This window comes from Herbaspirillum rhizosphaerae (assembly GCF_046025915.1).
GTDB classification, from domain to species: domain Bacteria; phylum Pseudomonadota; class Gammaproteobacteria; order Burkholderiales; family Burkholderiaceae_D; genus Herbaspirillum; species Herbaspirillum rhizosphaerae_A.
In genome coordinates this window covers 256,901-277,253 of sequence record NZ_JAQQFR010000002.1, presented here as the reverse complement: position 1 = coordinate 277,253, position 20,353 = coordinate 256,901, and the positions used below count along the sequence as shown (strand labels likewise).

Here is a 20,353-nt window from a genome sequence, read left to right as displayed (position 1 = left end):
CTGATTCTTCAGCCGACGCCATTGTCATTGCTCACTGCGACATCTATACCGCGCTCACGTCCAATGTGGCTTCGGTATTGGCAACGACCTCTTCCTTGGTCACGCCGGTCGCCAGCTCAATCAGCTTCAGCCCGGTCGGCGTCACGTCGATCACACCGAGATCGGTGATGATGCGATTGACCACGCCCACACCCGTCAGCGGCAGATTGCATTGCTTCAAGATCTTTTGCGAAATGCTGCCATCCTTGCCTTTGGCAACGTGCTCCATCAGCACCACCACGCGGCCGACACCGGCCACCAGATCCATCGCGCCGCCCATGCCCTTGACCATCTTGCCCGGAATCATCCAGTTGGCCAGATCGCCTTGCTGGGACACTTGCATCGCGCCGAGGATGGCGATGTTGATCTTGCCACCGCGGATCATGCCGAACGAGTCTGCCGAGCTGAAGAAGGACGAACCTGGGATCGTCGTCACGGTTTGCTTGCCGGCGTTGATCAGGTCGGCGTCGACCTTGTCTTCGGTCGGGAAAGGGCCAATGCCGAGCAGGCCGTTTTCCGATTGCAGCCAGACTTCAATGTTGTTGGGAACGTGATTCGCCACCAGGGTCGGCAAGCCGATGCCGAGGTTGACGTAAAAGCCGTCTTGCAATTCCTTGGCTGCGCGCGCAGCCATTTCGTCTCTGGTCCATGCCATGATTATTTCTCCTTATTTCGACACGGTACGTTGTTCGATGCGCTTTTCCGGCGTGGCGTTGACCACGATGCGGTGCACGAAGATACCGGCGGTGTGGATCTGATCCGGGTCGAGCTGGCCGACTTCGACCAGTTCTTCGACTTCGACGATGGTGATCTTGCCGGCCATGGCGACGTTGGGGTTGAAGTTGCGCGCGGTCTTGTTGAAGATCAGGTTGCCGGCACGGTCGGCCTTCTGTGCCTTGACCAGCGAGATGTCGGCCACCAACGAGCGTTCCATGACGTAGTTGACGCCGTCGAAGTCGCGGATTTCCTTGCCTTCGGCGACCAGCGTGCCGACGCCGGTTTTGGTGAAGAAGGCCGGGATGCCGGCGCCGCCTGCACGCAGTTTTTCAGCCAGCGTGCCTTGCGGGGTGAATTCCAGTTCCAGTTCGCCGGCCAGGTATTGGCGTTCGAACTCTTTGTTTTCGCCAACGTAGGACGCGATCATCTTCTTGATCTGGCGTGTGGTCAGCAATTGACCGAGGCCGAAACCATCGACACCGGCGTTGTTGGAGATGGCTGTCAGATTCTGTACGCCGGAGTCGCGCAAGGCGGCGATCAGCGCTTCAGGAATGCCGCACAGGCCGAAACCGCCGACAGCAATCGTCTGGCCGTCCTTGACGATACCGGATAACGCGCTGGACGCGTCGGGATAGACTTTGTTCATTCTGTCGCCTCTTTTCTTTCAAGTGTGCTGAAAACCTGCCGGGACATTCTAATCCAACTATGTGACAAGAACGTGCAAGCGCTATTACACGGGCATGGCTTTATTGTCGTTCAGATCCAGCCAGCCCTTGATGATGCGGTAAGCCTTCCAGATCCACGCCAGTGACCAGATCAATACCGCCAGCGGAATACCGATAATCGTCATCCAGATCACACCACCGGCAAACATCCAGAACAGATACCACCAGAACGAGCGGATCTGCCAGCGATGATGGCTGTAGACAAAGGTGTCGGCGGCATCGCCGCGCTTGATGTAGTTGACGATCAGCGGCAGCCACGACAGCATGCCCAGCGACAACACCAGACTCAGGCCGTGGAAGATATACAGCCACCACGCCAGATCTTTGATTGACTTCAGGTCTGCATCCAAAACGATATCCTGATTCATGCTCATACGCCTCTCCTTCGGGTTAAGCCACTATATTCAAGATGCCGTCGAGCCCCACAAAGTTCAATGCCACGCTCGCTTGTGCGCGTACCACCGGCTTGGCGCGGAACGCTACCGACAAGCCGCTTACCCCCATCATCTTGAGATCATTGGCGCCGTCGCCCATGACGATAGCCTGCGATGTTGGTACGCCGAGTTCGGCGCAAACGCGTTCGACGGTCAAGCGTTTTTCTTCTGCATTGACGATGCCGCCGACCACTTTGCCGGTGAGTTTTCCGTCGATGATTTCGAGTTGGTTCGAATGGGTGTAATCAAGATTGAGGCGCGTCTTCATGCGGTCGGTGAAGAAGGTAAAACCGCCGGACACCAGCAAAGTTTTCAGACCGGCAGCCTGGATCGCATTCAACATCTTTTCCGCACCCAACGACAGTTGCAGACGCTCGTCATAGACGCGTTGCAAGGCACCGGCATCCAACCCCTTGAGCAAGGCGACGCGGCGTGTGAGGCTTTCGTTGAATTCGATTTCACCACGCATGGCGGCTTCGGTGATTTCAGACACCTGCGGCTTGAGGCCTTGCATGTCGGCGATCTCATCGATGCATTCGATGGTGATCAACGTGGAATCCATATCCATCGCAACCAGCTTGAAATCAGCCAGCGACCGACCGGCTTCGATGAAGGCGTAGTCGACTTGTTGCGCCAGGGAGGCGGCATCAATCTGCGCCTTGAGTGCATCGCTGTAGGTCACGCCTTCGCAACGCCAAGCGTGGGCATTGATGTCGACCACGTGCGCAGGCTGCGCCAGTTGAATGATGGCCTCAACGGCGGCGCGGTCGGTATGGAGTCCTTGAAGAATCAGGTTCATGTTCAATCTTGTTTTAATGTCGTAAATCGTTAGCTAAAAATCGCCCTGCTGTGACGCTTGTCGTTACACCTTGTCATCCTACCAGCGAGCGCATGGTCGCCTTGATCTGGGTTACGCGCGCATTGAGGTCGGGCATGTTGGCGGTGATGCGCAGCTTGTCCTGTCCATTGAGCTTGATGTGACGATTCTTCTGGATCAGCTCAATGATGCGCATGGCGTCAACCGGCGGATTCGGCACAAATTGCAGCAGTGCCGATTCAGCATGCGCGTCGATCTTGATGATGCCCAAGGGCTTGGCGGCGATGCGCAAGCGATGTGTTTCGACCAGCGCCTTGGCGACTTCAGGCAACTTGCCGAAGCGATCGATCAGTTCTTCCTGCAAACCGTCGATGGTTTCCTGCGAGGTGCAATTGGCGAAACGTTTGTACAGCGACAGACGTTCGTGCACGTCACCGCAGTAGTCGCTCGGGAGCAATGCCGGCACATGCAAGTTGATTTCCGTTGTGCTGGCCAATGGTGCGGCGAGATCCGGTTCCTTGCCGTTCTTGAGCGAACGCACGGCTTCGTTGAGCATGTCGGAATACATCTGAAAACCGATCTCGTGCATCTCGCCCGATTGGTTGTCGCCCAGCACTTCGCCGGCACCGCGGATTTCCAGATCATGCATGGCGAGGTAGAAACCGCTGCCCAGCTCTTCCATCTGCTGGATCGCTTCAAGACGGCGCTGCGCCTGCTTGGTCAGGCCCTTGACGTCGTTGACCAGCAGATAAGCATAGGCCTGGTGATGCGAGCGGCCGACGCGGCCTCGCAATTGATGCAGTTGCGCCAGACCGAATTTATCGGCGCGATGCATGATGATGGTATTGGCAGTCGGCACGTCGATACCGGTCTCGATAATCGTCGTGCACAGCAGAATGTTGGAGCGCTGCGCGACGAAATCGCGCATGACCTTTTCCAGATCGCGCTCATGCATCTGACCGTGGGCAATAACCACGCGTGCTTCGGGCAGCAAGGCCTCCAGCATGGCCTTGCGGTTTTCGATGGTATCGACTTCGTTGTGCAGGAAATAGACTTGTCCGCCACGTTTCAACTCGCGCAGACAGGCCTCACGTATCGTCGATTCGCCTTCGGCGCGTACGAAGGTTTTGATGGCCAGACGCTTTTGCGGCGCAGTGGCGATGATGGAAAAATCGCGCAAGCCTTCCAGCGCCATACCCAGCGTACGCGGGATCGGTGTGGCGGTCAGCGTGAGCACGTCGACCTCGGCGCGCAAAGCTTTCAGCGCTTCTTTCTGACGCACGCCGAAGCGGTGTTCTTCATCGATGATGACCAGGCCGAGACGTGAGAACTTGATGTCGTCGGACAGCAATTTGTGCGTGCCGATAACAATATCGAGCGTGCCGTCGCCCATGCCCTTGATCGCTTGCGCGATCTCCTTGCCGCTGCGGAAACGCGACAACTCGGCGATGCGTACCGGCCAGTTGGCAAAGCGATCGGCGAAGGTCTGCGCATGCTGTTCAGCCAGCAAAGTCGTCGGTGCGAGAATCGCGACCTGCTTGCCGCCCATGACGGCGACAAAGGCGGCGCGCAAGGCGACTTCCGTCTTGCCGAAACCGACGTCGCCGCAAATCAGGCGATCCATCGGCTTACCGCTGGTCATGTCGCCGATGACGGCGTTGATGGCTGCGGCCTGATCGGGAGTTTCTTCAAAGCCGAAACTCTCGGCGAAAGTTTCGTAATCGCGAGCCGAATACTGGAAGGCATGACCTTGGCGCAAGGCACGGCGGGCATACAGATTCAGCAATTCAGCGGCGGTATCGCGCACCTGCTGCGCCGCCTTGCGCTTGGCTTTTTCCCATTGTCCCGAGCCCAGCGAATGCAGTGGCGCATCGTCCGGCGACGCACCGGAGTAGCGCGCAATCACGTGCAGTTGCGATACGGGTACGTAGAGTTTGGTTTCCTTGGCGTATTCCAGATGCAGGAACTCGGTCTCGCCCTCACCCAGGTCCATGCTGAGCAAACCCATGTAACGGCCGATGCCGTGATTGGCATGCACGACCGGATCGCCGATCTTCAACTCCGACAGATCGCGCACCATGTGCTCGACCTGTGTGACGGCCTCTTGCTTCTTGCGGCCAACACGTCGGCCTGATCCGGCGTACAGCTCGGTCTCGGTGATAAAGCTCACTTCCGCGTCGACCAGCTCGAAGCCGGCATGCAGCGGCGCTACACCCAGCATCAAGGGCTCATTATTGGCGATGAAGCTTTCATAGCCATCGCACAGCGCCGGATGCAGATCGTATTCTTTGAAATATTGCTGCAGAGTTTCGCGGCGGCCATTCGATTCGGCGCAGAGCATGACGCGCTTACCGGTTTTGAGCAGATAGGCGCGCAGATTGATCAGCGGATCTTCGCTACGACGATTGACGGCGATATTCGGTATCGGTGCCGACAAATCCGAGGGTGCATCATCCGTTTGCAGCGCCAGGCGGCCATACGGTTTGACCAGTATGAAGAAATCTTCGTCGGTCAGAAAAACCTGTTCGGGCGGCAGCACCGGACGTTCGCGGTCAGCCTTGAGAAAATTGTGGCGCGAGCGTGTGTCACTCCAGAAACGCTTGATGGCCTGATCGATATCGCCGACGGTGGCGAACAACGTGGTGTCAGGCAGATAGCGGAACAGCGTCGCAGTCTCGTCGAAGAACAGCGGCAGGTAGTACTCGATACCAGCCGAGGCGATGCCGTTGCCGATGTCCTTGTAGATGGCAGAGCGCGACGGATCACCCTCGAAGACTTCACGCCAGCGGCTGCGGAAGGCCGTGCGCGACGTCTCGTCCATCGGGAATTCGCGGCCCGGCAACAAACGCACCTCGCGCACGGGATACAACGAGCGCTGGGTATCGGCGTCAAAGGTACGGATGGTTTCGATGGTGTCGCCGAACAGATCGAGGCGATACGGCAAGGCGGAACCCATCGGGAAGATGTCGATCAAGCCGCCGCGCACCGAATATTCACCCGGCGACATGACTTGCGTGACGTGGGTGTAGCCGGCCAGCGTAAGCTGGGTTTTCAGGCGGGCTTCATCGAGCTTCTCGCCTTGCTTGAAGAAGAAGGTGTACGCCGCCAGAAAACCCGGCGGCGCCATACGCAATAAGGCTGTCGTCGCAGGTACGATCAGGACGTCGCACTGTCCGTTTTGCACTTCATACAAAGTGGCCAGACGCTCGGAAACCAGATCCTGGTGCGGCGAAAAAGCGTCGTAAGGCAGGGTTTCCCAGTCGGGCAACAAATGGCAACGCAATTTGTTCTCTGTATTGCCGTCTCCGGCATCACGTTGAAACCACGGTATTTCTGACAGCAAACGCTGTGCGTCCGTGGCATTGGCGACGACCACGGTGAGCATGCGCTTGTCGGCCTTCAGCGCAATGGCGGCCTGCGCCAGCAAATAGGCGTCGGCGGAGCCATGCACGGCAGGAGGAACGAAACGCACGCCCGGCTTGGGAAGAATTTTTTTCAGGTCAAAAGACATTGGCTGGAGTGGGAGGCGCACCGAAGCGCGCAAAATACGACAACATGCAGCTGGATAAGACAAGGCCCGCTTAACAATGATTTGTTATCAGGCCCCGGATTTAGCTTTAGAATTCAGCCTCACATTATAAACGAAGCCCTCTGCAGACAAGGCCGCGCCCTTACCGACCTCGGGCGTGTCCGGCAGGCATTTCCTGCTTTCTGGCTGTCATGGCGCATCTCGCATGAGCGCTCCAATTTCACAGAACACCGCCAGGCATTTTGCGCTGATCCCCGCTGCGGGTGTCGGCGCGCGTCTGGGCGGCGCGATTCCCAAGCAATACATGCCGCTGGCGGGGAAGCCGATGCTGCAATACGCGCTCGATACCTTTGCCGGCAATGCAGCCATTGCACATACGTTTATCGTCGTCAGCGCGGCGGATGGTTATATCGGCGACTTCCTCGCAACGCAACCGCAATTGGCCGACAAAGTGACGGTCGTACGTCACGGCGGTGAGACGCGCCAGGAAAGTGTGCGCAACGGCCTGCTGGCAATCCGCGCTCACATCGCCGACAACGACTGGGTGCTGGTGCATGACGCGGCCCGTCCCGGCCTGAATGACGCCCTCCTCGACAGACTGATCGCGGCCTTGCACGACGACGATGTCGGTGGCTTGCTGGCCTTGCCGATCGTCGATACGCTCAAGCGCAGCAATGCATCGCGCGTGCTGGAAACGGTGCCGCGCAATGGCTTGTGGGCCGCGCAGACACCGCAGATGTTCCGCTATGCACTGCTGCAACGTGCGCTGGATGCCGCACAACTGCAAGGACGCGTGGGTGATATCACCGATGACGCCAGCGCCGTCGAGATGCTGGGACTGCAACCGAAACTGGTGGAAGGCAGCCCACGCAATTTCAAGGTCACGCTGGCGCATGACGTCGCGCTGGCTGAATTATTTCTACAAGGACAAGAATGACTTTCCCCTTCCGCATTGGCCAGGGCTACGATTGCCACGCGCTCGTCACCGGCCGCAAACTGATTATCGGTGGCGTCGATATCCCGCATAAAACCGGCCTGCTCGGCCATTCGGACGCCGACGTGCTGTTGCATGCGATCACTGATGCGCTGTTCGGCTCGGCAGGATTGGGCGATATCGGCCGGCATTTTCCGGATACGGCGGCCGAATTCAAAGGCGCCGATTCACGCGTATTGCTGCGCGAAGCCGTCAAGCGGCTGGCAGCAGAGGGTTACGCAATTGGCAATGTTGACGCGACGATTATCGCGCAGGCACCAAAAATGGCACCCCACATACCGCAGATGACGGCACATATTGCCGCCGATCTCGGCATTGCCGTCGAGCAAGTCAATATCAAGGCAAAAACCAACGAAAAGCTGGGTTATCTGGGCCGTGAGGAAGGAATCGCTGCCGAAGCGGTGGTTTTGGTATACAAACCGGCTGCAAATTAAATTGTTCCCCGCGAGTGAAAACCACTTGCATTGGCAATTTAATCGGTATAATTAAATGGTCGTTAAGATTCGAGCTGGTAGTGCGGTATTAGTCTGTCATTCCTCTCTAGGTTTAAACGATAATAACGGGCAAAGCCCACATTAACTTATTTAGGAATTAACATGGCAACTGGTATCGTAAAGTGGTTCAACGACTCGAAGGGCTTCGGCTTCATTACTCCTGACGAAGGCGGCGAAGATCTGTTCGCTCACTTCTCGGCTATTCAATCGAATGGCTTCAAGTCGCTGAAAGAAAACCAACGCGTTTCTTTCGAAGTGACTACTGGTCCTAAGGGCAAGCAAGCTTCGAACATCCAAGCAATCTAAGCATCGCTTAGCAAGCTGGATGAAGAAAAAATCCCCGACATGTCGGGGATTTTTTTCGTCTGTACGTTTCGTGATTTTCTCGTGAGCGATTCCTGCCGGCTGTAATCGACGCCCATCAGTGCAGAAGAAATCGACGCAACCATAGTTACACGGCAACCTAACTTACAAGTTAAGTACAGTATCAATAAGAAATGCCCGCAAGCAGCGGGCATTTCTTATTTCTGAAGTGAGGGTCGCAGCGACGATTCATCATGTCGACGCGAGCCCCTGCTTACATCAGATTTCTTCGTACAGCGGCAATGTCAGGAATTCGGCAAAGGTTTCCGAAGTCGACATTTCTTCAAAGATCTTCGCAGCGCGATCATAAGTCGGACCGTTGCCGGCGACTTCCTTGACCTTGGCCAGCTCTTCCGGAATCATCGCGCGCACCATGTCGGCGGTGACTTTACGGCCATCTTCCAGATTACCCTTGCTGCTGCGAATCCATTGCCAGACTTGCGCACGGCTGATTTCGGCAGTCGCAGCATCTTCCATCAGGTTATGAATAGGCACGCAACCGTTACCTGCCAGCCAGGCACCCAGATAGTGAATACCGACGTTGATGTTGTAACGCAAACCGGCTTCGGTGATTGGCGTTTCTGGTTGGAAGTCGAGCAGATTTTCTGCCTTGACGTCGACGTCAGGACGTTGCTTCTCGAACTGGTTAGGCTTGTCGCCCAACACGGCAACGAATTCCTTCATCGATGCTTCGACCAGACCTGGGTGAGCAACCCAGCCGCCGTCGTAACCGTCGGTGGCATCGCGACGCTTGTCGTTGATGATGCCTTGCATGGCGATGGCGTTCTTTTCCGGATCGTTCTTGATCGGAATCAAGGCACTCATGCCGCCGATGGCAGGCGCACCGCGCTTGTGACAGGTCTTCAGCAGCAGCAGCGCGTAGGAGCGCATGAACGGTGCTGTCATCGTGACCTTGGCGCGATCGGCCAGGCAGAAGTTCTTGTCGTTCTTGAATTTCTTGATGCAGGAGAAGATGTAATCCCAGCGACCGGCGTTGAGGCCCGAGCTGTGCTCGCGCAGCTCATACAGGATTTCGTCCATTTCGAAAGCGGCGGTGATCGTTTCGATCAGCACGGTCGCCTTGATAGTGCCTTGCGGCAGGCCGATTTCGTTTTGCGCCATCACGAAAATGTCGTTCCACAGACGCGCTTCCAGATGCGATTCCATCTTCGGCAGATAGAAGTACGGACCGGCGCCGCGCGCCAGTTGTTCTTTGGCGTTATGGAACAGGAACAGCGCGAAGTCGAAGATACCGCCGGAGATGCGCTTGCCGTCGATGGTGACGTGCTTCTCGTCCAGATGCCAGCCGCGTGGACGCACCACCAGCGTAGCGATCTTGTCGTTGAGCTTGTAGCTCTTGCCGTTCGATTCCAGCGAAATGGTGCGGCGGATCGCGTCGAACAGATTGATCTGGCCGGTGACCTGATTGTCCCAGACCGGCGAGTTGGAATCTTCGAAATCGGTCATGTAGCTGTCAGCGCCGGAGTTGAAGGCGTTGATGACCATCTTGCGCTCGACCGGGCCGGTGATTTCCACACGGCGGCATTTCAGCGCTTCAGGGATCGGAGCGATCTTCCAGTCGCCGCTGCGGATGTTCGCAGTTTCAGGCAGGAAGTCTGGACGCTCGCCGGCGTCCAGACGCTTCACGCGCTCGACGCGGGCGGCCAGCAATTCCTGGCGGCGCGACTCGAAAGCGCGGCTTAATTTTGCTACCAGCGCCAGCGCGTCGGGCGTCAGGATCTGTTCATAACCAGGCTTGATTTCACCAGAAATCTGCATCCCGGCCGGCAGTGTCAATTGCGTCATGCTGTGCTCCTAATAGTAAAGAATTCAGGTAAGAAAATTCGTTGTCAGATTGTATTTTTGTGCACTTAGTATATTTAAACTAAATGGCTATGAGTAAAACGTTTTATCACTTTATCTTTGCGTTTTAGTCACAAGTGACCCGATAATGACCACCTCAGCCCAAGAGCGTTCGAGAGTACCCCTATGGACCAGTTCAAGCAAATCTCCACCTTCGTCGATGTCGCCGCCAAAGGCAGCCTGTCAGCGGCCGCCCGCGCCGAGGGCATCGCGCCCGCCATGATCGGCCGCCGTCTTGATGCGCTGGAAGAGCGGCTTGGCGTCAAGTTGCTTCAGCGCACCACGCGCAAGATCGTGCTGACCAATGAAGGCACGGCCTTCCTGGAAGACTGCCAACGCATCCTGACTGACCTGGAAGACGCGGAGTCTTCGGTGTCGGAGCGCAGCGCCAAGGCCAGCGGAAGCTTGCTGATCTCCGCGCCGGCCGGCTTTGGCCGCCAGCACGTGGCGCCGCTGGTGCCCTCCTTCCTGGCGGAACATCGAGACGTCACGCTCACCCTCAACCTGAATGACCGCATCGTTGATCTGATCGGCGAAGGCATTGACGTCGCCATACGCATCGCCGATCTGACCGATTCCAACCTGATTAGCGTCAAACTGGCTGACAACGACCGCGTCATCGTCGCTGCGCCCGCGTATCTGCGCCGCCACGGCACGCCGCAAACGCCGGACGAGCTGAGCCGCCACAACTGTCTGGCGATCAGCAGCGAAGGCAGCCAGCGCGGCTGGACGCTCAAGCAGCATGGCAAAGTCAGTGTGTACAAAGTCGGCGGCAACATGGTCTGCAACGACGGTGAGGTGCTGCATAACTGGGCGCTCAACGGTAAAGGCCTCGCCTGGCGCTCCATGTGGGAGGTCGGCGCAGCGATCGAATCGGGCGAGCTGGTGACTGTCCTGGATAAGTTCATCGCGCCGGCACCGGCGATTTATGCCGTCTTTGCTCAGCGCAGACATCTGCCATTACGCATCCGCGCCTTCGTGGATTTCCTACGGCATGCTTATGCGCAGCCGAGTTACTGGCGCAGGTAAGCGAAGATATTTGCGTTGCAGAAATGAAAACGCCGCTGTGTCACGATTTTCATCAAGACACAGCGGCGTACGGTATAGCAGGAGACTAATTACAGGCCGGTATGCCCGGCAACGAAAGTCTTCACCTTCGCCGCATCCGCCGGCATCACTTCAAAACGCTGCGGCAGCGCTTCAATGTTTTCAAAACCGGCTGGGCGTTCGGCATCGCGGCCCAGCGCCTCACGGATGGTTTCGTTGAACTTGGCCGGCAGTGCGGTTTCCAGCACGATCATGGTGACGCCTTCGGCCAGATTCTCACGTGCGACCTTGATGCCGTCTGCGGTATGTGTATCGACGGTGATGCCGTAGGTCTTTTCTGCAAAACGAATGGTATCCAGACGATCGGCGTGGGTCGATTTACCCGAGGCAAAACCATAACGGATCACGCTGGCGAACTCGTTGCCATCGCTGCCGGCAGCCCCGGTCAGGTCGAATCCGCCTGCTGTCTCGACCTTGTGGAACAAGGCTTTGACGCGCGCGCTGTCGCGGCCGAGCAGATCGTAGATGAAACGTTCGAAGTTGGACGCCTTGCTGATGTCCATGCTTGGGCTGCTGGTGTGGTAAGTCTCAGCCGACTTGCGCACGCGGTAAATACCGGTACGGAAGAATTCATCGAGCACGTCGTTCTCGTTGGTGGCGACCACCAGTTTGTCGATCGGCAGGCCCATCATGCGGGCGATATGCCCGGCGCAGATGTTGCCGAAATTTCCCGACGGGACGGTGAAGGACACCTTCTGTTCGTTGCTGGTCGTGGCGGAAAGATAACCACGGAAGTAGTACACCACCTGCGCAACCACACGCGCCCAGTTGATCGAATTGACGGTACCGATCTTTTGTGTGACTTTGTAATCGAGGTCGTTGGATATCGCCTTGACGATGTCCTGGCAATCGTCGAACACGCCCTCCACCGCCAGGTTGAAAATATTCGGATCCTGCAGGCTGAACATCTGCGCAGTCTGGAAAGCACTCATCTTCTTGTGCGGCGACAGCATGAAGACGCGAATGCCCTTCTTGCCGCGCATGGCGTATTCGGCCGCACTGCCAGTGTCACCCGACGTGGCGCCGACGATGTTGAGCTCGGCGTTCTTCTTCGCCAGCGCATATTCGAACAGATTGCCCAGCAACTGCATGGCCATGTCCTTGAACGCCAGCGTCGGACCGTTTGACAAACCTTGCAGCACCAGCTTCTTGCCGTCCTTGTCTTCCAACGTGCGCAAGGGAGTGATCTGCGATGCGTCTTCGCCTGCGCGCGTGTTGCGATAGACGTCCGCCGTATAGGTCTTGTGCGTCAGCGCTTTGAGATCGGCATCGGGAATGTCGGTGGCAAACTTTTTCAGGACTTCGTACGCCAGATCGGCATACGACAGCTTGCGCCATTGATCCAACTCGGTGCCGGTCACTTGCGGATAGTCAGCCGGCAGATACAGACCGCCGTCCGGTGCGAGGCCGCCCAGCAGGATTTCGGAAAAAGATGGTGTAGCAGAGTGACCGCGAGTGGAAACGTATTGCATAGCGTATAGGAGATAAGTCTTGCAGCAGGTTGCACGAAGAGCGTCATTATAGCTGGCTCGTCGCCGGGGGCCAGGATTTTCGGGCATGTGCAGACTGACGCAGCACCGATTTGACGAAGTGAAATAAAACGTTACCGGGGTTGTAAGCAACCGCCCGGCACGCTATGCTGACTGCCCTGAAGCGTATGCAGATGCGGCTTTCTCTGCATATTCACTCACGGACGCCGGCGGCAATGCCATGCACGCGCTCCAATCTGAACAGAAATGGATACATGATGAAAAAATGGATTTTGATGTTGTGCCTGATCAGCGCCGGTGCCGCGCACGCGGAAAACTGGCAAAGCCTGGGTGGTTCCGATCAGGCGGAGCTTTCAATTGATGTGGATTCCATCAAGGAAACCAAGGGCATTCGCGAAGCATGGGCGATATGGAACTTCAAGGAAGCTCGCCCCAACAATGAAAGCGGCTTTCCGACGTTGAAGTCCTACAAGGACATGCATCAATACAACTGCAAAGATCAGACACTGAAACTGACGAAAGAAATCATCTACGCCGAAAACGACGGCAAAGGCGACAGCCGCGATCATACCGACGCGCTGAAAAACATGCAGTTCGTCAAACCCAAGGCGCTTTCCGTTGCCGAAGCTATGGTGCAAGCCGTCTGTGACTATAAGATTCCTGAAGCGAAAAAATAAACCTTCGGCTGATGCCGGGTTGAAACAAAACGGGTGCCGATGGCACCCGTTTTTATTTGGTGCACTTGACTCAGGAAAAATTGATCGCAATCAACCCGCCAAGGTCAAAATAGAAGGCGATAAAAAAGGGAGTCCTAAGACTCCCTTTCTTTTCTTCCTGCAGCGACCGGATCAGCCCAACTCTTCCAGACGAATCTTCATCACTGTGCCAACAACTGTCGACAAGGCTTCGATCTTGGCGATGGCGGCCTCGATGTTGCGCTCTTGTGTCTGGTGCGTGAGCATGATGATATCGGTTTGAGTCTCGCCTTCCGACGGTTCCTTTTGCAGCATGGCATCGATGGAAATCGACGAGTCCGCCAGGATGCGTGTGACGTCCGCCAGTACGCCCGGCTTGTCGGCCACATGCATGCGCAAGTAGTAGCTGGTGGTGACATCCTGGATCGGGAGCACCGGCGTACTTGCCATGGCGTGCGGTTGGAATGCCAGGTAAGGTACGCGATGTTCCGGATCAGCGGTCGCCAGACGGGTGATATCGACCAGATCGGCAATCACGGCCGAAGCGGTCGGCTCGGAGCCTGCGCCCTTGCCGTAGTACAGCGTCTCACCGACAGCATCGCCACGCACCATCACGGCGTTCATCGCGCCTTCGACATTAGCAATCAGGCGGCCCGATGGAATCAGCGTCGGATGCACGCGCAACTCAATACCATTGGCGGTCTGACGTGTGATACCCAACAGCTTGATACGATAGCCGAGTTGTTCCGCATAGCGGATATCAGTTGCCTGCAACTTGGTGATGCCTTCGACGTGCGCCTTGTCGAACTGCACAGGAATACCAAAAGCGATCGAGGCCATGATGGTCAGCTTATGCGCAGCGTCGACACCTTCGATGTCGAAGGTTGGATCGGCTTCTGCATAGCCCAGACGTTGCGCTTCTTTCAGCACGACGTCGAAATCCAGACCCTTGTCACGCATTTCGGACAGGATGAAGTTGGTGGTGCCGTTGATGATGCCGGCGATCCATTGGATGCGGTTGGCGGTCAGGCCTTCACGCAATGCCTTGATGATCGGAATACCGCCGGCCACCGCCGCTTCAAACGCGACCATGACGCCTTTTTCCTGCGCTGCCTTGAAGATCTCATTGCCGTGTGTGGCAATCAGCGCCTTGTTGGCCGTCACCACGTGCTTACCGTTGGCGATCGCCTTCAGAACCAGATCCTTGGCGAGGCCGTAGCCGCCGATCAGTTCGATGACGATATCGATGTCCGGATCGTTGACGACCAGATTGGCGTCGTTAACCACCTTGACTTCTCCATTGGTCAGCTCGGTGGCGCGCTCTGTGTTCAGATCGGCCACCATGGTAATTTCAATGCCGCGCCCTGCGCGCCGCGCAATTTCTTCCTGATTGCGCTTCAATACATTGAAAGTACCGGAACCCACGGTGCCGATGCCGAGCAAACCTACTTTGATGGATTTCATAATGTCTTCGTGGTTAATAAACATGCTAAAAATGCCGTCATGACGATTCCATGACGGGTACTGCGGTAAAACTGGAACTGCCGGCCTTCCCCGCCACGCCGCGGAGAAACCGGCTTGAATACTTCACGTTACTGTGCGGCTAAATTACGCTGCCGGATTCAGGCCGTGCCGTGACGGCGGCGATAACCTTCGAGGAAGTGCGCAATGCGTCCCATCGATTCGGTCAGATCGTCCGTGTTGGGCAGGAACACCACCCGGAAGTGATCCGGCGTCGGGCAATTGAAACCGGTGCCCTGCACGATCAACACCTTCTCTTCAGCCAACAGCTCATAGGCGAATTCCTGATCGTCCTTGATCGGATAAACCGCCGGATCAAGGCGCGGGAACATGTACAGCGCCGACTTCGGCTTGACGCAAGTCACGCCGGGAATATCCGTCAGCAGCTTGTGTGCGAGATCGCGCTGCTTGGTCAGGCGACCTGTCGGGCCGACCAGATCATTGATGCTTTGATAGCCGCCCAATGCGGTCTGGATTGCGTATTGCCCCGGCGCATTCGCGCACAGACGCATGGAGGCCAGCATGTTGAGGCCTTCGATGTAGTCCTTGGCGTGCTTCTTTTCGCCCGACACCACCATCCAGCCGGCGCGATAGCCGCAAGAGCGATAGTTCTTGGACAAACCGTTGAACGTGATGAACAGCACATCGTCCGCCAGCGATGCCAGCGAGGTATGCGTGTGACCATCGTACAAGACCTTGTCGTAGATTTCGTCGGCCAGGATGATCAGTTGATGCTGGCGCGCGACTTCGACGATTTCCTTGAGTACGTCAGTGCTGTAGAGCGCGCCGGTCGGATTGTTTGGGTTGATGACGACGATGGCCTTGGTGTTGGGCGTGATCTTTTTCTTGATGTCGTCAATGTCCGGCTGCCAGCCTGCCTGCTCGTCGCAAACATAGTGCACCGGCGTGCCGCCCGAGAGGCTGACCGCCGCAGTCCACAGCGGATAGTCAGGCGACGGCACCAACACTTCGTCGCCGGTATTGAGCAAGGCGTTGACGCTCATGACGATCAGCTCGGATGCACCGTTGCCGAGGTAGATGTCATCAATGGTGACGCCCTGGATATTCTTTTGCTGGGTGTAATGCATGACCGATTTGCGCGGCGCAAACAACCCCTTGGAATCGGTGTAGCCGGAGGCATTACCCATGTTGCGGATCATGTCCTGCACGATTTCGTCCGGCGCATCGAAACCGAAGGCGGCCAGGTTGCCGATGTTCAGTTTGATGATCTTGTGGCCTTCTTCTTCCATCTGGCGCGCTTTTTCCAGCACGGGTCCACGGATGTCGTAACAGACATCAGCCAGTTTTTTCGATTTTTGAATCGGTCGCACAGTACAAATCCTTTGAATGAGCCAATCAGGCCAGCCCGGCCGAGCCGCCGGAACCGGCCATTTTGCCGAAAGCCCTCTATTTTATCAATGAATAAAACAGAGTCCGGAACAGGAAAACGCTACAATGCAGCACTTTAAGACCTTATTGCCGATATTTGCCTGACCGCTCTGCCGCGAACGGCGATTCGACACTGCGCGCCATGAAGCTCCATTCCACAGAAACCCAGCAATACCAGACCGTCACCTCCTATGACGACAGCGGCGTCGAAATCAATGCCGCCCGTTTCGACCATAGTTTGCTTGTCTTGCCGGAAACACCCCCGGTAGCCTGGCCAGTGCCGGCGTTCGACCAATTGACCGCGGCGCATTTCGAGCAGATCGATGCGACCCAGCCGGACGTAGTCATTCTCGGCACCGGGAAGCGCCAACGTTTCGTGCATCCCAAGCTGACGACCTCCCTGACTGCACGCCGTATCGGCGTGGAATGCATGGACAATCAGGCCGCTTGCCGGACCTATAACATCCTGATGGCGGAAGGCCGAAAAGTAGCGCTGGCGCTCATTATTGAACACTGAACCCAGCACGAAAGAACTCGCGCGCCGATCGGCTTCGCTGATCCGAATCATCGCTTTTACCGTTTCATCACCTGCTTTTTGCACCGCTTTTACTAAGGATCTCGCCTGATGCGCGAACTGTATAAATCCAAGCCGTTCGTCTGGACGCTACTCATCCTCTTCCTGCTGGTCTGGTTCTACATGCTGGGCGCCCGCACTCTGGTGCCGACCGACGAAGGCCGTTACGCCGAAATGGCGCGCGAAATGGTAGCAACCCAGGATTGGATCACGACACGCCTGAACGGCATCAAGTACTTCGAAAAGCCGCCGCTGCAAACCTGGATGAATGCGATTACCTTCGAGTTGTTCGGCCTCGGTGAATGGCAGGCGCGGCTGTGGACCGGTCTGTGCGGCCTGTTCGGCATCGGCATGGTGGCTTATACCGGTCGCCGCATGTTCAACGACCGCGTTGGCTTCTATGCGCCGCTGGTGCTGGCATCGAGCTTCTTCTGGGCCGGCATGGGTCACATCAACACGCTGGACATGGGTCTGGCCGCAATGATGACGCTGAGCGTCTGCGCCCTGCTGCTGGCACAGCGCAATGACGCCAATCGCGACGAACAGCGCAACTGGATGTTGCTGTGCTGGGTCGGCATGGCATTGGCAGTCTTGTCCAAGGGATTGATCGGTATCGTCTTGCCGGGCGCCGTGCTGGTGCTGTACACGCTGTTTTCGCGCGACTGGGCCATCTGGAAACGGCTGCATCTGATCAAGGGCCTGATCCTGTTTTTCGCCATCTGTACGCCATGGTTTGTGCTGGTGTCGATGAAGAATCCTGAGTTTCCGCAATTCTTCTTCATCCACGAGCATTTTCAGCGCTTCACAACCAAAATTCATAGCCGCACCGGGCCTTGGTACTACTTCGTTCCTATCCTGCTGCTGGGCATCATCCCGTGGCTCGGCGTCTTTGTGCAAAGCCTGCTGACGGGTACACGCGAGGAGCACAGCGGGAGCAGCTTCAGCAGCTTGTCGAGCGGCAAATTCCAGCCGCGCAAGATGCTGCTGATCTGGTCGGTCTTCATCTTTGTGTTCTTCAGCATTTCGAGTTCGAAGCTGCCGTCTTACATCTTGCCTATCTTCCCGACGCTGGCGCTGCTGATTGCCTGCTATCTGGAACGTGCCACTTTCAAAGCCATCGTGCTGTCGGCATCGATTGTGGCGGTTCCCTGCGCGATTGCCATGGCCTTCATTCCTCGTGTCCCGGCGCTGGCCAAGGATGCTTACTCGCTGCCGCTGGTGACGGCACACGTGCCGTGGATTTACGCTGCAACAATCGTCGCCTTTATCGGAGCGGTGCTGGCGATCCGGTTCGCACGCAGCCAAAAGGATGTGGCCATGGTTTGTCTCGCAGCAGGCGCCTTCATCAGCGGTCAGTTGCTGATGCTGGGCCATGACCCGCAAGGCCGCTATTCGGCAGGTATCGACTACGTGCCGGCACTGCAGGCAGAGCTGACACCGGAAACGCCCATGTATCTGGTCGGTCGCTACGAGCAGGCACTGCCCTTTTATCTGCAACGTACGATGACACTGGTGCGCCATGCCGACGAGATGGAATTTGGCCTGAAACAAGAGCCTCAGTTGTGGCTACCAACCGTCGATGCCTTCGTCGCACAGTGGGTCGCTGACCATACCGCCGGCAAGAAGGACATCGCGATCATGGATCCATCCATTTACGCCGACCTGAAGCAGCGCGGCATTCCGATGCGCCTGATCGGGCAAGATCCGCGTCGCGTGATCGTCGCCAACAATCCTGACGGCCCGGGCAGCGCCACGGCCGGTACAGGCCAAAACAAATAATAAGAAAGCAACTTCATGAATCTCGCTACTTTCGGCTTCATTTTTGTCGGCATCTGCCTGAACGCCGTCGCCCAGCTGTTGCTGAAGGCCGGCACCAACGCCGTCGGCGCCATCCACCTGACGGCGGAAAACTGGTTCTCGACGGGCATCAAGCTGGCAACGCAATTGCCGATCATCGGTGGCCTGACCTGCTACGTTATCTCAGTCGGCGTGTGGATCATCGGCTTGTCGCGCGTCGATGTGACCGTCGCCTATCCTTTGCTGTCGCTGGGCTATATCATCAATGCCATCGGTGCCTGGTATTTCCTTGGCGAGGCCGTGTCGGCACAGCGCTTGCTGGCGATCGGTGTCATCATTGTCGGCGTCGTCCTGCTGACCCGAAGCTAATTTGCTGACCAGCATGAATTGACTGATTTACAATACGCGTCGAACATATGTCGATACGCGCCGGTATGTAGGCGCCTGATGCCGCTTTAAGCCGCAACATTGGCAGCATTTCATTTTCAGACCCGGATACGAATCTTTTCCGACTTTTATCCGATTCATTGTGAGCATTCCATGACCCAGTCGTTTTTACCATTTTCCAAACCGACCATCGATGAAGCTACGATCGCCGCTGTCGGCGACGTGCTACGCTCCGGCTGGATCACCAGCGGGCCCAAGGTGCAGGCTTTCGAAAAGGCCTTGTCCGATTATCTGGACGGCCGCATTGTGCGCACCTTCAATTCCGGCACCTGCACCATGGAAATTGCCTTGCGCATCGCCGGTATCGGCGCGGGCGACGAGGTCATCACGACACCAATCTCGTGGGTAGCAACTGCCAACGTGATCATCGAAACCGGCGCCACACCCGTGTTCGCGGATATCGATCCGATTACGCGCAACATCGATCTCGACAAGCTTGAAGCCGCCATCACGCCACGCACCAAGGCGGTTATCCCGGTCTATCTGTCCGGTCTGCCGGTCGACATGGACCGCCTGTATGCCATCGCCAAAAAGCACAATCTGCGCGTCATTGAAGATGCTGCCCAGGCGCTGGGCTCGACCTGGAAAGGCAAGCGCATCGGCGCATTCGGCGATTTCGTCTCGTTCAGCTTTCAGGCCAACAAAAACGTCACCAGCTCCGAAGGCGGTTGCCTGGTCGTCAACAACGCTGATGAAGCGCGCCTGGCTGAAAAATATCGCCTGCAAGGCGTGACCCGCAGCGGTTTCGATGGGCTGGAAGTCGACGTGCTGGGTGGCAAATTCAACATGACCGACATCGCAGCCGCCATCGGTCTTGGCCAGTTCGCACACATCGATGCCATTACCGAGAAGCGCCGCGGCCTGGCAAAACACTACTTCGAGGTGTTCGGCCCGGATTTCGAAGCCCAGACTGGTGCGCAATTGCCGGTGGCGGACTTCGAGAACAGCAACTGGCACATGTTCCAATTGGTGCTGCCGGAGCGCATCACGCGCGCAGTCTTCATGGAAAAAATGATGGAGCGCCAGATCGGCATCGGCTACCACTACCCGCCTATCCATCTGCTCAAACTCTATCGCGACCGTGGCTTCAAGGAAGGCATGTTCCCGATCGCCGAACGCGTTGGCCGCCTGATCGTGTCGCTGCCGATGTTTACTGCAATGAGTAAAGAAGATGTCGAGCGTGCGGTCGGCGCGGTAAAATCCGTGCTCGCATAATTTGACGGCCCGCATGGCGTCGTGAGCGTGTCCGGATGGCAATATTCCGGGCTGCTCGCCGCCACAAACTGCCGCTTGATCGGTGGTACGCGGCTTGCATGTATTACATTATCGCTTTCAGTACAGCAATTTTTCATTATCAG

The 20,353-nt window shown here is 56.9% G+C and carries 18 protein-coding genes; 9 read left to right on the top strand and 9 right to left on the bottom strand.

Annotated elements, in window-relative coordinates; translation table 11 throughout:
- Positions 1-43: 43 nt before the first annotated feature.
- The 5 genes from PQR63_RS03865 to mfd form a co-directional block, all read right to left on the bottom strand.
- A complete protein-coding gene (locus PQR63_RS03865; protein WP_408165790.1) occupies positions 44-694 on the bottom strand; it encodes a 3-oxoacid CoA-transferase subunit B in 651 nt (216 codons plus the stop codon).
- A 12-nt stretch (positions 695-706) separates the two neighbouring features.
- Entirely contained in the window at positions 707-1,402 is a 696-nt protein-coding gene (locus PQR63_RS03860; protein ID WP_408165789.1) for a CoA transferase subunit A, read from the bottom strand.
- Between the two features lie 84 nt (positions 1,403-1,486).
- Positions 1,487-1,849 carry a DUF4870 family protein gene (locus PQR63_RS03855; protein WP_408166136.1) on the bottom strand — a complete coding sequence of 121 codons (363 nt, stop codon included), beginning with the start codon at positions 1,847-1,849 and terminating at the stop codon, positions 1,487-1,489.
- Between the two features lie 22 nt (positions 1,850-1,871).
- Entirely contained in the window at positions 1,872-2,714 is an 843-nt protein-coding gene (gene serB, locus PQR63_RS03850; protein ID WP_408165787.1) for a phosphoserine phosphatase SerB, read from the bottom strand.
- Positions 2,715-2,787: 73 nt separating this feature from the next.
- Positions 2,788-6,243: a transcription-repair coupling factor gene (gene mfd, locus PQR63_RS03845; RefSeq protein WP_408165785.1), complete on the bottom strand. Its 3,456-nt coding sequence runs from the start codon at positions 6,241-6,243 to the stop codon at positions 2,788-2,790.
- A 223-nt stretch (positions 6,244-6,466) separates the two neighbouring features.
- Between mfd and ispD the strand changes: the two genes are divergently transcribed.
- The 3 genes from ispD (at position 6,467) to PQR63_RS03830 (ending at position 8,055) form a co-directional block, all read left to right on the top strand.
- Complete coding sequence (gene ispD / locus PQR63_RS03840) at positions 6,467-7,198, top strand: 2-C-methyl-D-erythritol 4-phosphate cytidylyltransferase (RefSeq protein ID WP_408165783.1); 732 nt, start codon at positions 6,467-6,469, stop codon at positions 7,196-7,198.
- A complete protein-coding gene (ispF, locus tag PQR63_RS03835; protein WP_408165781.1) occupies positions 7,195-7,689 on the top strand; it encodes a 2-C-methyl-D-erythritol 2,4-cyclodiphosphate synthase in 495 nt (164 codons plus the stop codon). The genes ispD and ispF overlap by 4 nt, the downstream gene beginning before the upstream one ends.
- 162 nt (positions 7,690-7,851) lie before the next feature.
- Positions 7,852-8,055: a cold-shock protein gene (locus PQR63_RS03830; protein ID WP_007878889.1), complete on the top strand. Its 204-nt coding sequence runs from the start codon at positions 7,852-7,854 to the stop codon at positions 8,053-8,055.
- A gap of 276 nt (positions 8,056-8,331) precedes the next feature.
- Here PQR63_RS03830 and aceB read toward each other — a convergent pair whose 3' ends face one another.
- Positions 8,332-9,918 (bottom strand): malate synthase A, encoded by a 1,587-nt coding sequence (gene aceB, locus PQR63_RS03825; protein WP_408165779.1) that lies wholly within the window; start codon positions 9,916-9,918, stop codon positions 8,332-8,334.
- Positions 9,919-10,101: 183 nt separating this feature from the next.
- Between aceB and PQR63_RS03820 the strand changes: the two genes are divergently transcribed.
- Positions 10,102-11,004, top strand: a complete 903-nt coding sequence (locus tag PQR63_RS03820) for a LysR family transcriptional regulator (RefSeq protein ID WP_408165777.1) — start codon at positions 10,102-10,104, stop codon at positions 11,002-11,004.
- 89 nt (positions 11,005-11,093) lie between these two features.
- Here the strand turns inward: PQR63_RS03820 and thrC are convergent, their stop codons facing one another.
- Positions 11,094-12,554: a threonine synthase gene (gene thrC, locus PQR63_RS03815; protein WP_408165775.1), complete on the bottom strand. Its 1,461-nt coding sequence runs from the start codon at positions 12,552-12,554 to the stop codon at positions 11,094-11,096.
- A 275-nt stretch (positions 12,555-12,829) separates the two neighbouring features.
- Here thrC and PQR63_RS03810 point away from each other — a divergent pair, with 275 nt between their 5' ends.
- A complete protein-coding gene (locus PQR63_RS03810) occupies positions 12,830-13,249 on the top strand; it encodes a surface-adhesin E family protein (protein WP_408165774.1) in 420 nt (139 codons plus the stop codon).
- Between the two features lie 171 nt (positions 13,250-13,420).
- Here PQR63_RS03810 and PQR63_RS03805 read toward each other — a convergent pair whose 3' ends face one another.
- Both PQR63_RS03805 and PQR63_RS03800 read right to left on the bottom strand, forming a co-directional pair.
- Complete coding sequence (locus tag PQR63_RS03805; RefSeq protein WP_408165772.1) at positions 13,421-14,731, bottom strand: homoserine dehydrogenase; 1,311 nt, start codon at positions 14,729-14,731, stop codon at positions 13,421-13,423.
- Positions 14,732-14,889: 158 nt separating this feature from the next.
- Complete coding sequence (locus tag PQR63_RS03800; protein ID WP_408165770.1) at positions 14,890-16,119, bottom strand: pyridoxal phosphate-dependent aminotransferase; 1,230 nt, start codon at positions 16,117-16,119, stop codon at positions 14,890-14,892.
- A gap of 200 nt (positions 16,120-16,319) precedes the next feature.
- Between PQR63_RS03800 and PQR63_RS03795 the strand changes: the two genes are divergently transcribed.
- From PQR63_RS03795 to PQR63_RS03780, 4 genes are all read left to right on the top strand, one after another.
- The gene (locus PQR63_RS03795) at positions 16,320-16,694 is read left to right on the top strand and encodes an Mth938-like domain-containing protein (RefSeq protein WP_408165768.1); all 375 of its coding nucleotides are present in this window, start codon (positions 16,320-16,322) and stop codon (positions 16,692-16,694) included.
- Between the two features lie 108 nt (positions 16,695-16,802).
- The gene (locus PQR63_RS03790; protein WP_408165766.1) at positions 16,803-18,530 is read left to right on the top strand and encodes a glycosyltransferase family 39 protein; all 1,728 of its coding nucleotides are present in this window, start codon (positions 16,803-16,805) and stop codon (positions 18,528-18,530) included.
- Positions 18,531-18,545: 15 nt separating this feature from the next.
- A complete protein-coding gene (locus PQR63_RS03785) occupies positions 18,546-18,917 on the top strand; it encodes an EamA family transporter (RefSeq protein ID WP_094563338.1) in 372 nt (123 codons plus the stop codon).
- Positions 18,918-19,088: 171 nt separating this feature from the next.
- Complete coding sequence (locus PQR63_RS03780; RefSeq protein ID WP_408165765.1) at positions 19,089-20,210, top strand: DegT/DnrJ/EryC1/StrS family aminotransferase; 1,122 nt, start codon at positions 19,089-19,091, stop codon at positions 20,208-20,210.
- The last annotated feature ends 143 nt before the right edge of the window (positions 20,211-20,353 follow it).

Excerpts from the sequence above, each read along its gene's own strand:
- PQR63_RS03865 (WP_408165790.1), bottom strand. The coding sequence starts at position 694 with ATGGCATGGACCAGAGACGAAATGGCTGCGCGCGCAGCCAAGGAATTG.
- PQR63_RS03860 (WP_408165789.1), bottom strand. The coding sequence starts at position 1,402 with ATGAACAAAGTCTATCCCGACGCGTCCAGCGCGTTATCCGGTATCGTC.
- PQR63_RS03855 (WP_408166136.1), bottom strand. The coding sequence starts at position 1,849 with ATGAATCAGGATATCGTTTTGGATGCAGACCTGAAGTCAATCAAAGAT.
- serB (WP_408165787.1), bottom strand. The coding sequence starts at position 2,714 with ATGAACCTGATTCTTCAAGGACTCCATACCGACCGCGCCGCCGTTGAG.
- mfd (WP_408165785.1), bottom strand. The coding sequence starts at position 6,243 with ATGTCTTTTGACCTGAAAAAAATTCTTCCCAAGCCGGGCGTGCGTTTC.
- ispD (WP_408165783.1), top strand. The coding sequence starts at position 6,467 with ATGAGCGCTCCAATTTCACAGAACACCGCCAGGCATTTTGCGCTGATC.
- ispF (WP_408165781.1), top strand. The coding sequence starts at position 7,195 with ATGACTTTCCCCTTCCGCATTGGCCAGGGCTACGATTGCCACGCGCTC.
- PQR63_RS03830 (WP_007878889.1), top strand. The coding sequence starts at position 7,852 with ATGGCAACTGGTATCGTAAAGTGGTTCAACGACTCGAAGGGCTTCGGC.
- aceB (WP_408165779.1), bottom strand. The coding sequence starts at position 9,918 with ATGACGCAATTGACACTGCCGGCCGGGATGCAGATTTCTGGTGAAATC.
- PQR63_RS03820 (WP_408165777.1), top strand. The coding sequence starts at position 10,102 with ATGGACCAGTTCAAGCAAATCTCCACCTTCGTCGATGTCGCCGCCAAA.
- thrC (WP_408165775.1), bottom strand. The coding sequence starts at position 12,554 with ATGCAATACGTTTCCACTCGCGGTCACTCTGCTACACCATCTTTTTCC.
- PQR63_RS03810 (WP_408165774.1), top strand. The coding sequence starts at position 12,830 with ATGAAAAAATGGATTTTGATGTTGTGCCTGATCAGCGCCGGTGCCGCG.
- PQR63_RS03805 (WP_408165772.1), bottom strand. The coding sequence starts at position 14,731 with ATGAAATCCATCAAAGTAGGTTTGCTCGGCATCGGCACCGTGGGTTCC.
- PQR63_RS03795 (WP_408165768.1), top strand. The coding sequence starts at position 16,320 with ATGAAGCTCCATTCCACAGAAACCCAGCAATACCAGACCGTCACCTCC.
- PQR63_RS03790 (WP_408165766.1), top strand. The coding sequence starts at position 16,803 with ATGCGCGAACTGTATAAATCCAAGCCGTTCGTCTGGACGCTACTCATC.
- PQR63_RS03785 (WP_094563338.1), top strand. The coding sequence starts at position 18,546 with ATGAATCTCGCTACTTTCGGCTTCATTTTTGTCGGCATCTGCCTGAAC.
- PQR63_RS03780 (WP_408165765.1), top strand. The coding sequence starts at position 19,089 with ATGACCCAGTCGTTTTTACCATTTTCCAAACCGACCATCGATGAAGCT.